Below are 13968 nucleotides of genomic sequence, written 5' to 3'. Positions count from 1 at the left end.
CAGTTGCAGACTGCTTTATGGCAGCTGTGTGCGGGAGACTTTCGAGTCTGCCGGTTCGCTTTCATTCCCGGTTCGCCAACCCGAGCACAGCTGCCACCCTTTCGTTTGGCGACGTTTGAGTGGTAGTCCTTATCAATTGAATGAAGGTACTACTCATGATCCGATACATGCCCATCACCGGTATCGATTGCATCCCCGCAACCCTGCTCATCGACACCGAAGCGCCTCTGGACGTCCTTTTCGAAACCGCCGATTACCGTATCCGCACAGTGACCCAAGTCTTGGAAAATATCGCGTTCCGCTCGGACATCAGCTCAGACACGGTGGTGTTGACTGAATTTTGTAAATTACTTACCACATCGTTACGCGATGGTTGTGATGTTATGGATGTAATTGGAAGACGATTACGGGCGCAGGCGGCGGAATAATGAGGGCGGGCAACTTATAAGCTGCCTGTTTCATAAGAGGAAAGTGGGGGCAGACTACGTTTACGAGACGGTCCGATTACAAGTGAGCTCAAATCGTGGTCTGTCCCATCCCCGTTTTCATCAATTTTGTCCGTTATTACATCGTCGATGATACTCAGAGGCGCACTTGTCCTTGCCGCTATAGCGGTAGACCTTGAATGGGGGAGAGTTAAGGGGGCGGAGGCAACCAGCTATGATTTATGTGAATCGATTACGCGGTGGCGCAGATGCTCAACGAGATCGATACGGTAGGACACACTTTTAAGCGGGCCTTTTTCCGCGTCGATGGCGTGACGATGTACTTTTTCTGGGCAATATGGGCGGGTTTTTTGATTTGGGCTCTGTCTGACCCGGCCAAACCAGGCGCTGAAGCGTTGGCCTTGTTCATGATTGGCATGCTGAACCCATTTCTTTACATTTTTCTGGGTGTGATGCGCTCACCCGGCCTTTTAACAGCGCTGGTTCTGATTTTCCTTAACGTTAGGTTCCTATGGGCCTTTATCTAATTGAAGGGGGAGTGATTATGGGTAGTTCTGGCTGATGCGCTTGGCGATGGCTTCGAGCTGTTCGTCTATGCCGTACATGTCAATTGTTGTCACGGCGGGACACCACGGCCGCGCGGTGGACGTTGCGACCGCTCAGAATCCAGGTGACCAGCAGGATCAGCCAGGCCTTGGCCTTACGGCGAATCAAATGCGTTGCTCGCCGGGCAAGTCTAGGGACACACCACGATTATGCAGGCTCCACCGAGTTCGGTCCTTCAAGCAGCTGTGTCCTGTTCGCTCGTTGCATTGACTCACGGCAAATTGACGCTACGTATTTTTTGCGAAGCTTAGAAAGGTTGCGCGGTAGATGCTCCGCAACCGTCTTTCTATTTCACATCGAAATCAATTTGCGGACACAAGGGGAAATGCATGCTAACCAACATCAAACCGGGACCTAAACCAGCGCGCGACGATGGTAAGGATGATAGAAGGCGCCACGTAAACCCAGAAAATAAGCCGAAACATCCAACCCTGCCAGTGCACAAGCCTTCTAAATAGAGAAAACCGGGACCGGCCATGATTGTGAGAGCCAAGTAAGTTATTTCCAATCGTGGTCTGTCCCTGAGGAGCCCCGATTCTTGGCCGAATCGTAGACGCTGCTTCGTTCCCGCTTGCCGACGGCCAGCACCAGGATGACAATCCGTTCATCCTCAACGCGGTACACAAGTCGGTAGCCGGCGCCGCGCAATTTGATCTTGTAGCAATCCTTCATACCGTGAAGCGCATCGCCTGGCACTCGTGGCCCGGCTTGCCGTTCCTGGAGCTTTCGCAAGAACTGGAGGCGGATGGTGCCGTCGAGCTTTCGCAGTTCTTTCAGCGCCTTCGGATCCCACTCGACTTCGTACTCAACGGCCATTGGCGATATCTGCCTCGGCCTCGCCAATGAGATCGTCGAGAGATACTCGAACAGGTATTTCGTTGGCGTCGAGTCGTGACTTGACCAAATGCACCAGTTCCAGTTCATCCAAGCGCTCAACCATCGCCTCGTAGACGTTGGCAGGGACCATGTAACCCATGACTCGGTTGTGGTTCAGCACGGCCACGGGCAACCCATTGGCGCTGCTCAAGACGGAAGACGGGTTCTTCTTGAGTTCAGATACGCTGACAGCCACGTCAGCCAGAATATTTTGCATAGATAAGACTCCTATATAGTCCTTTATTTTGGTCTTTTTATTTTGGGGGGGCAAGCGCTCTGGATCTGGATTTCACGCTCAAGTCCGGTCAATGCACTGAAAGCGTGAGCCTGGTATCGGCCTGTTTCGTTTTAGGATGACGGCAGGGCGGCGACCAGCTCCTCGAAGTTCGCTCTATCCTTCTCCAAATAGCTGGCTTCTTTGTAAGTCATCGCAATCTGCTCATCGCCGATCTCTACGATGTCGACCAAGCCGAGGAGGGCGAGCAGGTCGTATCCCTCAGCCCTAGCGATCTCCTAATCTTCTAGGTCCTTGTCGGCGAGCTGATTCGCGAGGTCCTGCGCCTCTCTTTGTGTGTCTCGAACAGCTCAATTCCTAGTGGGGGCCAGTATCTGGAGTGATCGCAGTAGATAATTGTGTCAGGTCGCCCAGAGGTCGCCAGGGAATATGCGTGTCTTCCCTCGAGAGCTATGCCGTATGGGTGCTTGAGCGAGCTCAACAGGACTCGCAGCCTGACCGAGTAAAACAGCGGGCGCTCGGTTTGCAGATGCCGATTACCAGCAACCGATCCACTCGTTTGATGGTGTGTTTTGGATAGGTTTTGCTCGGTAAAAATCGACCAAGCCACGTCAGAGTGAGCCGACGTCCTCGTAGCAATGCGCTGACACAACACATCAACGTTTTCAGGCGACGAGAGTGAACACCGGGAAGTGCTTGAGCGAGCGCGCTGTGTAAGAATCGGATGGCCTGCATAGGGCAAGATCTTGTTTTGTGTGGTGCAGCACAAGCTGCCGACTCATGCAGGTCTCTTCAATATTCCAACTTCTTGATTTTTCGTAAGAAAATTCGGGGGTTCCTCAGGGATTGTCCCCGTTTCTGCGTTTTCACCGGGAACGGTAACCCCTTTTTGCTTCCCGTCATTTGCAACCCCCCATCTCGGAACGCTAATTCAGCGCACACCTCGATTGCTAGGGGGGTGTCAGTCAGCGGCGCAATGATTTTTCTCATAAGTAAATTCAGTTTATTCACTTATTGGCCGATGGCTTCTTAAGGAGTCAAGGAATCAAGGAACCATCGGAATGAGAAATAATCAGCCGGTAACACAGCGTGAGATTTCACTCGCGTCTCAGCAGAAGCTCATCTCGACGACAAACGTTCGGGGGGTTATTACGTACTGCAATGATGCCTTTGTAGAGATCAGCGGCTTTGAGAGAGCCGATCTGATTGGTGCTCCGCAAAATATTGTCCGTCATCCTGACGTTCCCCCTGCCGTTTTCGCCCACATGTGGGCGGCTCTCAAGCAGGGCCGGCCATGGATGGGTATTGTTAAGAACCGCTCCAGAAATGGCGATCACTATTGGGTCAACGCCTACGTCACACCAATATTTGAAGGCAGCCAGGTGGTAGGCTTCGAATCGGTTCGAGTGAAACCAACAGCTGATCAGATCCGCCGCGCGGAATCCCTCTATAAGCGCATCGGTCAGGGAAAGCCGGAAACCCCTCGCCGAGACCGCTGGCTGCCCGCTCTAATGGGTTGTTTGCCGTATGTCGCCATAGGTTTGATTGGCTCCTCGTTAGGATTGTTCTTCAGCGTATCTGTGGCGATAGCCCTGACCATAGCCATAGCAGTGCCGGTGGGATTGCTCTCTTCGCACTGGCAGAGCCGAGGCACTCTGCGTCTGTTGCAGATGGCTGAACCCTCTACCTCTGATTCACTCATCGCCCAGATGTATAGCGATGCGAGCGGACCACAAGCCCGTTTAGAAGCAGCCTTCGTCAGTCAGACTTCGCGCCTGAAGACTTGCCTGACTCGACTGCAAGACACCGCCGAACAACTTAGTGCGCTCGCTGAGCAATCTGACGTGCTCGCCACTGACAGCTCTAAAGGTTTGGACCGTCAGCGCCTAGAAACCGAGCAGGTCTCTGCCGCGGTCAACCAAATGGCTGCGACCACCCAGGAAGTTGCGAGCCATGTTCAAAGGACGGCTGACGCCACGCAACAAGCGAACCTCCTTACCGGTCGAGGCCGTGAAGTCGCTCGGGATACCCGTGTGGCTATTGAGCGCCTCTCTACCGTTGTAGGCGAAACAAGTTTGACAGTTGCCCAGTTGGCCAAGGACAGCAGCGAAATCAGTACGGTTGTCGATGTGATCAAAGGCATTGCCGATCAGACCAATCTGCTCGCACTCAATGCCGCGATCGAAGCAGCGCGTGCTGGCGACATGGGCCGAGGGTTCGCTGTAGTGGCTGATGAGGTTCGTCAATTAGCCCAGCGCACTGCGCAATCAACAACCCAGATTCATGACCTGATCACCAAGCTCCAGACGTCATCCAACAATGCAGTGGAGAAAATGGAAAGCGGTCACCGTCAAGCGCAGGAAGGCGTTTCTTGGGTGCTTGAGGCGGACAAGGCTTTACAGGGCATCAGCGAGGCCGTCTCTCACATCACCGACATGACCACACAGATTGCAGCCGCCACTGAGGAGCAAACAGCCGTCGCCGAAGAGATCAGTCGTAACATCACAACGATCGCTCACCTGGCCGACCAAACTTCTGAACAAGCAAACCAATCGGCAAATCTGAACAAGGAGTTGACCAAGACAGCGTCAACGCAATATTCGCTTGTCGAGCGCTTTAATCGATAGCTGGCGTACTTTCGTGAGTAGCCCGTCCATGGCGGGCCTTGAATTCAAGTGCCTGGCAGGGCGCCTATCAGGTCATCAAGACCTGCCTCTTCCTTCTGCAGATAACAGGCTCCGTTGTGGGCCACTGCGAGCTGCTCATCGCCGATTTTCACAATGTATAAAGAGATGGGGGGTAGTCAAAAACCTATACATAAATTATATTTTGTACAGGTTTTGTCGGAATGTTAGAAAATGACACCCCTCGAAAAGCTCATCTCCTGGCACGAAAAATGGGCCCTTCAGAATCAGATCGTGAAATGCAAAAGCTGCGGCATGGAGCAGTCCGAGCTAGACAGAAATCTCATGTTTAGCCATGAGTCGGGCTGTCCAAATGAGAGGTTCGGCGCTGAACCATGGCAGGCTTTAGATGAGGTGAGAGATGCCTATTGGATCCCTCCGAAAGCTGCGTCAGACGATCAGGATGTCACTCCATCGTCATCAGAACAGCCAGGGCCATCCTTATGAATGCCTCGTTTTGATCGAGCGTTGCCAGGGCGTCCCTAACGTTTGCTGCGACCACATAAAAGCTGTTTGACTCCCGGTGAGCCAACAAGCCATCATCTGTTCATCCTGTCATTCCTGCGTATGTAGGCGTGCACAAAAAGCCCGGCCATAGTGCCGGGTTTTTTTTGGATTTATCGAGTACATAAGGACATGGTCATGCGGGTTGTCGCTTTCGTAACTTTTTTGCTGCAGCCCTTACCGGTTGCTCTGGAATACCTTCGGTTCCATACGAAGAGCCTGCTCAGTCAGAGGGAGTGGCGCGTGTTCGTGTTGCCATGAGCCAGAAGCTCTTGGGTGAGAACCGCGACCTGAAACCAGAGTTACGGTGACGAATACGGCAAGAAAAAGCCGTTCCCGTGATAGATAGGCTGCACGCCTGGATGATCGCCCAGCGCGAGCTTATGCATGATGGCGTGGCCATTGCCAAGGCTCTGGATTACAGCCTGAAACGCTGGCCAGCATTGTCAGGTGCGGTGCCTATTGATAACAACCACATCGAGCGACAGATCCGGCCATGGGCTCTTGGACGCAAGAATTGGCTCTTCGCAGGATCATTGCGCAGCGGCAAACGCGCGTCGGTGCTGATGAGCCTGATCCAGCCGGCGAAGCTCAACGGGCATGACCCATATGCTTACTTGAAAGACGTTCTGGCGCGACTGCCAACACAGCGTGCAAGTGACATCGCCGAGCTACTGCCGATTAAGGGGTTTACTTTTCAAAGGCGATTCAATATAAATTTTACCCGGCGCACACTCACTGTTGTGCCCTTTGATATTAACAGGAGGATGCTATGTCACCGTTAAACGTGATGAAGTTCTAAACGATCAAACTGTCACCCCCTCGCTCGAAAACCTTGAAACACGCTGGTCTCAACGTTGGCAGCTCGAAGGCACATACGCCTTTGACCACACAGCCCAACGCGACGCTGTGTTCTCCATCGATACACCCCCGCCGACGGCCTCAGGCTCGTTGCATGTCGGTCATGTCTTCAGCTATACCCACACAGATATCATCGCTCGATTCCAGCGCATGCGAGGTAAGGCTGTGTTCTACCCCATGGGGTGGGACGACAACGGCTTGCCTACCGAACGCAGGGTCGAGAATTTCTATGGCGTACGTTGCGACTCGCTGGCAGCTTATCAGCCTGATTTCAGGCCACCTGAGCCCATTCCATTAAAGCGAGGTGACTTTACTGTCATCAGTAGGCGCAACTTCATCGAGTTGTGCCACGAACTGACGACCATTGATGAGCGAGCGTTCCGTGCACTCTTCGTGCAACTGGGCTTGTCCGTTGATTGGAGCCTTTCATATGCCACCATTGATGAGCGCTCCCAACGGGCGAGTCAGCGCGCTTTGCTTCGTAACTATCAGCGTGGCGAACTTTATAGCCAGGAAGCCCCATGCCTGTGGGATGTAACGTTCCAGACAGCCGTGGCTCAAGCAGAGCTTGAAGAGCGCGAGGTCGCTGGTGCGTATCACGAACTCGGCTTTGAGACGGCTGATGGCGCCGCATTGAGGGTTGCTACCACTCGGCCTGAGCTACTGATGGCATGTGTGGCGCTGGTGGCTCACCCGGACGACGTTCGTTATCAGGCGCGGTTCGGACAATCCGTGCGCACGCCGATTTTTGACTTGGACGTACCGCTGCTGGCACACCCTTTGGGTGATCCTGACAAGGGCACCGGCTTGGTGATGGTCTGCACCTTTGGCGATCTTAACGATGTGATTTGGTGGCGGGAGTTGCAGTTGCCAACGCGGTCAATACTAGGAAAAGATGGGCGCCTGTTGCTTGAGACGCCCTCCTGGTTGACGACACCCCGCAGCCAACAGGCCTATGCAGGCTTGGCTGGCCGTAATTTGTCCCAGGTTCGCACACAGCTTGTGTCGATGTTGCTCGACTGCGGCGCCATGCAAGATGAACCCCGACCGATTCAGCACACGGTTAAGTTTTTCGAGAAAGGCGACCGGCCTTTGGAAATTCTCGCCACTCGGCAATGGTATTTGCGTAATGGCGGACGAGACGCAAGCCTGCGGGACTTGTTGCTTGCCTCTGGTCAGACGCTGGACTGGCATCCGCAGCACATGCTCAGGCGTTACGAGCATTGGGTAGGCGGTTTGAACGGTGATTGGCTCATCAGTCGTCAGCGCACATTCGGCGTACCGATTCCGTTCTGGTATAGGCTGGATGCACAAGGCGAAGCGGACTACAGCGCGCCGATTATTGCCTGCGAGGAAAGCCTGCCCGTTGATCCAAGTCTGGATACTCCGCCTGGGTATCGACCCGAGCAGCGTGGTCAACCCAGTGGTTTTGTTGGCGAACAGGACATCATGGATACTTGGGCCACCAGTTCCCTGACGCCTCAGATCGTCGGAGGCTGGGGCGAGGACGACGGGTTGTTCGCCAAAATATACCCCATGGATCTCAGGCCCCAAGGTCACGACATAATACGCACTTGGCTATTTTCGACATTGGTACGCAGCCATTTTGAACATGGTTGCGTGCCATGGCGTAATGTCGCGCTCTCTGGGTGGATCCTTGATCCCGACCGTAAGAAAATGTCTAAATCCAAGGGTAACGTGGTAACCCCTCAAGCCTTGCTCGACCAGTATGGAAGTGACGGTGTGCGCTACTGGGCAGCCTCAGCGCGGCTCGGCAGTGATACAGCCTTTGAAGAACAGCAGATGAAGATCGGCCGCCGTTTGGCCGTCAAGCTGTTCAATCTATCAAGGTTGGTTCAAGGCTTTGCGAAGGATGACAACGGGGATATCGACCAACCGCTGGATCAGGCCATGCTTAAACGCTTGGACGGCGTAGTTCAGGACGCTACGTTCGCGCTGGAGGCGTACGACTATAGTGCAGCGCTGTCGCGTATCGAAGGGTTCTTCTGGTGGTTTTGCGATGACTACGTCGAATTGGTCAAGCGTCGCGCCTATCGACCAGAAGGCCATTCGGCCCGTAATGCTTTTGCACATGCACTGAGCGTGCAGCAGCGACTGTTTGCGCCATTTCTGCCATTTGTGTGTGAGGAAGTCTGGCAATCTTGGAATTGCGGCTCAGTGCACAATGCGTCTTGGCCGCAAGGGGGGGCTTATCCTGACGCGTCTATTGAAAGCTTATTGATGAATGTTAGTGCCGTGCTATCTGCGATTCGCAAAGCAAAATCCGATGCCCGCCAATCCATGAAGGCTTCGGTAGCACGTGTTGAACTGGTTGACGTTGCTGCGCAGCTTGAAATGATAAAAGGCGTTCGCCAAGACTTGATCGAAGCAGGTCAGGTTGAGGCTTTGGTGTTTATAGAGGGAACTGAGCGGCAGGTCGGTGTATGGCTGAAGTGACGTAGACTTAAGGGTAAGTCAATTCGCGGGGCGATCAAGGAGATCGCTTCGCGAGCACGTCTATAGTCGTTACCTGGGAGGCAATGGCCGGGCATCATCCTCGCAAGCCTTGTTATGATGTGGTGGGCATATCAACTGGGCAGGGATATCAGCGAGCGTGCTTCACTGATTGTGCGATCGTCTGGTGTGGCTTTCCTCGGATGGTATCGGCTAACGAAACGTACGCCGCTGCGAATAGTGCTCAAGCCCGACGGCACGCGGCTGTTTTTTCGCTCGTCCAACGGTGAGCTTCCCAGCGCAACCAAGCCAACGAAGCCCTGCCAAGGCACGTACCTACGCATTGCGGGTCAAGTCTTATAAGTTAGCGCTCTGTGAGTGATAACCTGCGAGCTTTTCTATAAGGATACAGTGATGAAAAGCTGTTCGAGGACGCTCGGAGCTAATCTCGCTAACAGTATAGTGATCCCCGCCGCTTGGGTATCGGGGCTTGCGACGATAGGACTCTTGTGGGGCGTGGTACGGTTTTGGCCCGATCAGCTTACAGTCGAAGGACGTCAGCTCTTCGTGGTTTCCTGCTCTATTTTTTGCCTCGCCATAGGTTACTTGATATGGCGCAAGAGACGGGCAAAAGCACTTGTCGCATCCATCAACCTGAAAGAAGGTCTGAGCCTTGACGATACTCAGATGCTCGGCTATCCAAGCCCCCTGTTTTTTGTCTTTGACCTTTCCAACAAGAAACTCGCTCAATGCCAAAGCGCCACCGGCGACTATCAGATTCGAGATCTCACGTGGGTGACAGGCTGGCAGTGTGAGTGGCTACGGGTTGACAGCAAGGTGTCGGGCGGGGTTAGGCAAGTAGTCGATGGGGCAGGCATGAGCGTTCCAGCCGACGAGCTTCGGCGTAGATTCATAAAATTCTCACTGGTTTTGACGGTTGCCGATACAAGTCATCCTCCCTTCCGTTTTCCAATGAACCGGAGCGCAGTTGAAGGGTGGTGTACCCGGTGCAATGTACTTTTCAAGTGCTAAGCACGAAGCACCAGAAGATAATTATCTTTAGAACTCGCAGCAGCGCTGATGCTAACGGAATAAATGCAGGCGCCTATTGATCGCATAAGATTTGCGACAGACTCAAAAGCGCAAGGCATCTATCTTTTTCTCTGATAGCGTGGCGGGGAAGGGTCATGGATGCAGCGAATCGGCAAACTGGGAGCGCTAATGCCGTACAACTATACGAACGGTCGCTACCTGGTTTTCAAAGGCAATGGTAGCGATGGGGCGCCCTTGGGCCGGATTCATCAGGACGGAAAAGTTCGAAATCTCCTGGGTGAGCCGCTGTACTACATAGACATGGACGACCATGCGTTCTGTTCGGTCGATTTTATCTTTCAGGGCAATATACAAAAATGTCGCGGCACGTTTTACGTGCTTAGCGACAAAACGCTTTTCACATTTTCCGAGATGAAGGTTGAGCCACTGGGAAACGAGACTGAGGAGCAGGCGCTTCACAGGGAGTTCAAAAGGAGGGCGCTAAGTTTGGCGGGGCAGATCGTCCAGGCAAAAAATGAGATGGTGCAGGCACGCTTGGATATGGCCTGGTCCAATTTAAACCCTTTGCGCCGTTTCCGTGCCTTCTTTACTGGCCGAGTCCGCAGGGAGCGAGCATCACCAGCGGGGCATTACAGTGGGTTGGAAAGTGAGCATGAGTTAAAATCTAAGTCTTTCCCCACTTCATCATCATCGCTCGCGACAATGGTCTTGCGGGCTGCGGATGCAAGGAAAACAGGGGCCGACCACGATCATGAGGCGGTCCGATTACACGTGAACTCAAATTGCGGTCTATCCCCAGCTTTCTGGTTTCCGCCGATTGAGGTGGGTTGTATAGCGACACTTGCAGCAAGTCCTCATCCTGGCTCACGCTGGGAAAGCATCCGATCAATCTACACTCCGCGTTTTTTGCCCGGCCCTCATTGGGCGCCTTCACGGAAGATGGCATCTAGCCTGTTGCTAAATGTATTGAGACTTATATGAAAAAGGTAGTTTTGGCACTCTCGCTGGTCCCACTGGTAGCCTGCATGCCTTATCAATCCGTGACCTCGCCAGATCCAAATTGGATGCGTCTGGGTGGAGATAGGCCTGAAGGTTATCCAAGGACGTTTGTTGAGAACCTGAGCGGCAATTGCGCTCTGGTTACCGAGTCTTGGTCCGATGGAAGAATCAACGGTCGTCTTCTGTGGACCAAGAAGCAGTCTCGAAAGGCCATTACTTGTCCATAAGTGCATGTATGAGGGCTGATTTCGTGAGGGGGAAGGGGGACAGATTTTTTCTGCGTTGGACCTTTTATGAAAAGCGGAGCCAGTTAAGCCCGGGACGATTAAATGCTTACAAGTGCGATATCTGTCAAAGGACAGCTATTCAACAATCGCCTTTTTGATATCCCCGTGCTTGTTTTGTAAGTAAATCGTGTAGGGCAAAACAAGCGTGTCAGCGAGCCCAGACAGCCCCATATCCAGCGCAATGAGCGATGCGGAGGGCTGTCCGTCGAAGCCGGTGCTTTGACGAGGTTCAGCATCAAGCGTGCAGTAATCAAAAATAGCACCGCTATAGATTCTTGGCACCAAGTCGCAGTGCGAGTTCCAACGGGCCAGCTTGTTGCTTGCGATGATGTCGTCGCGGAAGGTGGTATTGATGGTTCCACAGCCTGAAACTGACGTGGCTACGAGAAACGCCCAAACGGTTCTGAAATTCATTAGATTGGCTCCTTGCCAAAAATCAAAGATTAGCCGAAACCGTGACATTGCGCTTTAAGACGGCGCTTACTGGGATGTCTCCGGCTTCACACAGTGGTTGCATCCAGTGCAAGTGGTCTCGATGATCCTCATTCGATTCTTGCCCAATGAGTGGAGACCCTGCAAGCGGTGAGCATCGCCTCGCAATGAATTTACCGGTGGTCTGACCCTTTTGAATTACTGCCGCCCGGGGGACTCCATTCATCGAGGAGTGTTTATTCCTCAATGGCGGTGAGCACCGCCCGAGGTAAAGGGAATGACGTCGTTCGAAGAATTCAGGGCCACATCCCATGAGCTTCTCAAAGAGCTGGATGCCGCAACGATAAAAATGATGATGCTGGTTTCTGCGAAAGAGGTATCTGGTCCTTTTTGGGAGGATGCCGCCCAGCGGCATCATGACGCTGTGGATGCTTGGCATTCCTTTCTCAATATCCCTACGGATTTCGCGGCGGATCCACCTCTTTCTTAGATGAACTCGAAATCGTGGTCCGTCATCCACTTTCCGGAGAACCGCTCAGGTGTCATGCAGCGCCGAGCGTCCTGTCATCCGAGAGGCAGATACCTGAACCAGACAGGGCACATATTGGTTGATTCAGGTTGTTCAAGAACACCTGATTCAACCAATACTCCGCCCCAGCAACCACTCACTAAAAGCCCGCACCTCCACTTGCCGCTCCCGCCCCGGCACGCACACCACGGTATACCGCGCACCCGCCAAGCGAACCTCAGGGCGATAATCAACCAGCTCCCCACGCGCAACAGCCTCAGCAACCAGCACATTGCTGGCGAGCACCAGCCCGTGCCCGGCGATCGCCGCTTGCAGGGCATGCTGTTCTTCGTCATAGCGCCGCAAACGCGCGCGCTCCAGCCAGCCGAGGGTACCGGCCTTGGCACACCATGCAGGCCAGTCGACTGCGACGTTCGCGCTGCTCAGCCATGGCACGTCGATCAGTTCAACAGGCGAGCCCGCCGCGGGTGGTTGCCAACCGGGGCGGCAATAAACGCCAAAGTACTCATCCAATAAAGGCTGTTCGAACAGCTGTGGGTCCGGCTTGAACAGGGCGCGGATCGCCAGGTCGATGCAGGCGTCTCGTCGCAGGTCCACCACGTCGTTGCTGCTGTGCAGCCTGACGTCGATCTCCGGGTGCAACCGATGAAAGTCCCCGAGCCGAGGTATCAGCCACAGGCTGGCGAACGCCGGCGTTGTGCTCACCACCAGGGACTGCGCGGCACACGTCGGCGACAGTATCTGCAGGCCCTGCTGGATATCGAGCAGGGCGCGGTGCATGTATGGGTGAAGGCGCTCGCCGTCGGCGCTCAGGCGCACGTTTTGACTGGAGCGATCGAACAGGCGCACGCCAAGGAAGGCTTCAAGGCTTTTGACTTGGTGGGAGATCGCCGCCGGGCTGACGTTCAGTTCCTGAGCCGCCGCCTTGAAGCTGCCCAGCCGTGCGGCGGACTCGAAGCCGCGCAAGGCGGTGAGGGGCAGTTTGGCGAACATGGCAGGCAGGTTACTCAGGTTGAGCGTGGCTCAATTTAGCTCAATTGTGCGCGGAGGCTCAACTTGCCAGGCTGTGGTCTTCCAACCCGGCTCAGGAGCCCACCGATGCAAGGCACTCCCCGTAAAATCCTCCAGGCCATCCTCTACGAAGCCGGCGGTGTGCTGTTCGTGGCCCCGGCGCTCGCGCTGACCTACGAACAAGGGATGGGGTATTCAACCCTGCTGTCGCTGGTGATTTCTGCCGTTGCGCTGGCCTGGAACATGCTTTTCAACGGCCTGTTCGAGTGGTGGGAGCGACGCCAACCCAGCCGTCATCGCAACTGGAAGCGACGACTGATTCACTCCCTGGGATTTGAAGGCGGCTTGACGTTGATCCTCACTCCGGTGATTGGCGCATGGTTGGGCATCAGCCTGTGGCTGGCGCTGGTGACCAACCTGGGGTTGTTCGTGTTTTTCTTTTTTTACGCGCTGGTTTTTCAATGGGTGTTCGATCGAGTGTTCGATGTTCCGCTTTCGGCGCAGGCTGATCAGGGTTCTGTCTCTAGCGCCCGCTGAGTCAGTGGTATGAATTTGTACGGGCGGAACGTTAACGGGAATCCAGGCAGGCACTTGCTTGGCTGTCCCTTCTGGTCTTTCGAGCGGCTAATAGTGCCAGTGTCTAGTCCTGAAATAGGTTTACACCTGTTTCACCCTAACGCCCGATGCACCGCATCGGGCGTTTTGTATTTCAAAGACAGGTGAGGTCGCTCGCCGTTATAGATCGATATCGACTCACTCACCATCTTCTTCGCTTGCAGCAAACCCTGCGGTCGCTGGAGCATAAGCTCTGTCTTTAGTATCCCGTTGACCCGCTCTGCCAAGGCGTTTTGGTAGCAGTCATAGCCGTCCGTCATTGAACATCGAATACCGTATTTCGCGTGCAGCGCTTGGTACATCCCCGAGCAATATTGGATACCTCTATCTGAGTGATGCACCAACGGCTGCTCTGTCCGACGGTGCTTTACCGCCT

General features: G+C 54.1%; 11 protein-coding genes and 3 pseudogenes. 9 read left to right on the top strand and 5 right to left on the bottom strand.

Features of this window, described 5'->3' with window-relative positions; genetic code table 11:
• Positions 1-155: 155 nt before the first annotated feature.
• Positions 156-428 carry a hypothetical protein gene (locus BM321_RS14040; protein WP_092442887.1) on the top strand — a complete coding sequence of 91 codons (273 nt, stop codon included), beginning with the start codon at positions 156-158 and terminating at the stop codon, positions 426-428.
• A 266-nt stretch (positions 429-694) separates the two neighbouring features.
• Entirely contained in the window at positions 695-973 is a 279-nt protein-coding gene (locus BM321_RS14035; protein ID WP_092442954.1) for a hypothetical protein, read from the top strand.
• 577 nt (positions 974-1550) lie between these two features.
• Here BM321_RS14035 and BM321_RS14030 read toward each other — a convergent pair.
• Together BM321_RS14030 and BM321_RS14025 are read right to left on the bottom strand one after the other, a co-directional pair.
• Positions 1551-1868 carry a type II toxin-antitoxin system RelE family toxin gene (locus BM321_RS14030; RefSeq protein WP_092442886.1) on the bottom strand — a complete coding sequence of 106 codons (318 nt, stop codon included), beginning with the start codon at positions 1866-1868 and terminating at the stop codon, positions 1551-1553.
• Positions 1858-2145 (bottom strand): type II toxin-antitoxin system Phd/YefM family antitoxin, encoded by a 288-nt coding sequence (locus BM321_RS14025; protein ID WP_092442885.1) that lies wholly within the window; start codon positions 2143-2145, stop codon positions 1858-1860. The genes BM321_RS14030 and BM321_RS14025 overlap by 11 nt, the downstream gene beginning before the upstream one ends.
• A gap of 1079 nt (positions 2146-3224) precedes the next feature.
• Between BM321_RS14025 and BM321_RS31300 the strand changes: the two are divergent.
• From BM321_RS31300 to BM321_RS13990, 5 genes and pseudogenes are all read left to right on the top strand, one after another.
• A pseudogene (locus BM321_RS31300) lies at positions 3225-3500 on the top strand (PAS domain-containing protein); the annotation flags it as partial.
• Between the two features lie 225 nt (positions 3501-3725).
• Entirely contained in the window at positions 3726-4790 is a 1065-nt protein-coding gene (locus tag BM321_RS14010; protein ID WP_371856625.1) for a methyl-accepting chemotaxis protein, read from the top strand.
• Positions 4791-5662: 872 nt separating this feature from the next.
• A pseudogene (locus BM321_RS14005) lies at positions 5663-6136 on the top strand (transposase); the annotation flags it as partial.
• A complete protein-coding gene (gene valS, locus BM321_RS14000; protein WP_092442882.1) occupies positions 6102-8669 on the top strand; it encodes a valine--tRNA ligase in 2568 nt (855 codons plus the stop codon). The pseudogene BM321_RS14005 and the gene valS, both read left to right, overlap by 35 nt.
• Before the next feature lie 1218 nt (positions 8670-9887).
• The gene (locus BM321_RS13990; RefSeq protein ID WP_175534925.1) at positions 9888-10700 is read left to right on the top strand and encodes a hypothetical protein; all 813 of its coding nucleotides are present in this window, start codon (positions 9888-9890) and stop codon (positions 10698-10700) included.
• A 380-nt stretch (positions 10701-11080) separates the two neighbouring features.
• Here the strand turns inward: BM321_RS13990 and BM321_RS13980 are convergent, their stop codons facing one another.
• Positions 11081-11419, bottom strand: coding sequence for a YceK/YidQ family lipoprotein (locus BM321_RS13980; protein ID WP_092442879.1), 339 nt, complete (start codon positions 11417-11419; stop codon positions 11081-11083).
• Positions 11420-11714: 295 nt separating this feature from the next.
• Here BM321_RS13980 and BM321_RS13975 point away from each other — a divergent pair, with 295 nt between their 5' ends.
• Positions 11715-11927: a hypothetical protein gene (locus BM321_RS13975; RefSeq protein ID WP_060741458.1), complete on the top strand. Its 213-nt coding sequence runs from the start codon at positions 11715-11717 to the stop codon at positions 11925-11927.
• Between the two features lie 147 nt (positions 11928-12074).
• Here BM321_RS13975 and BM321_RS13970 read toward each other — a convergent pair whose 3' ends face one another.
• Entirely contained in the window at positions 12075-12959 is an 885-nt protein-coding gene (locus BM321_RS13970) for a LysR substrate-binding domain-containing protein (protein WP_092442878.1), read from the bottom strand.
• A 105-nt stretch (positions 12960-13064) separates the two neighbouring features.
• Between BM321_RS13970 and BM321_RS13965 the strand changes: the two genes are divergently transcribed.
• Positions 13065-13514: a PACE efflux transporter gene (locus tag BM321_RS13965; protein WP_092442877.1), complete on the top strand. Its 450-nt coding sequence runs from the start codon at positions 13065-13067 to the stop codon at positions 13512-13514.
• A gap of 103 nt (positions 13515-13617) precedes the next feature.
• On the opposite strand, the pseudogene BM321_RS13960 reads toward BM321_RS13965, so the two are convergent.
• A pseudogene (locus tag BM321_RS13960) lies at positions 13618-13968 on the bottom strand (transposase); the annotation flags it as partial.

Origin of the sequence: Pseudomonas sp. NFIX10, assembly GCF_900111955.1 — a bacterium.
Taxonomy (GTDB): Bacteria; Pseudomonadota; Gammaproteobacteria; order Pseudomonadales; family Pseudomonadaceae; genus Aquipseudomonas; species Aquipseudomonas fluorescens_AA.
Note: the sequence above shows the minus strand (reverse complement) of the source record. Positions and strands in the feature narration are given on the sequence as shown.

What these genes read in the sequence shown, in the direction of transcription:
- BM321_RS13990 (WP_175534925.1), top strand. Translation starts at nt 9,888, where the DNA reads ATGCCGTACAACTATACGAACGGTCGCTACCTGGTTTTCAAAGGCAAT.
- BM321_RS14035 (WP_092442954.1), top strand. Translation starts at nt 695, where the DNA reads ATGCTCAACGAGATCGATACGGTAGGACACACTTTTAAGCGGGCCTTT.
- BM321_RS13975 (WP_060741458.1), top strand. Translation starts at nt 11,715, where the DNA reads ATGACGTCGTTCGAAGAATTCAGGGCCACATCCCATGAGCTTCTCAAA.
- BM321_RS13970 (WP_092442878.1), bottom strand. Translation starts at nt 12,959, where the DNA reads ATGTTCGCCAAACTGCCCCTCACCGCCTTGCGCGGCTTCGAGTCCGCC.
- BM321_RS14025 (WP_092442885.1), bottom strand. Translation starts at nt 2,145, where the DNA reads ATGCAAAATATTCTGGCTGACGTGGCTGTCAGCGTATCTGAACTCAAG.
- BM321_RS13965 (WP_092442877.1), top strand. Translation starts at nt 13,065, where the DNA reads ATGCAAGGCACTCCCCGTAAAATCCTCCAGGCCATCCTCTACGAAGCC.
- BM321_RS14030 (WP_092442886.1), bottom strand. Translation starts at nt 1,868, where the DNA reads ATGGCCGTTGAGTACGAAGTCGAGTGGGATCCGAAGGCGCTGAAAGAA.
- BM321_RS13980 (WP_092442879.1), bottom strand. Translation starts at nt 11,419, where the DNA reads ATGAATTTCAGAACCGTTTGGGCGTTTCTCGTAGCCACGTCAGTTTCA.
- BM321_RS14040 (WP_092442887.1), top strand. Translation starts at nt 156, where the DNA reads ATGATCCGATACATGCCCATCACCGGTATCGATTGCATCCCCGCAACC.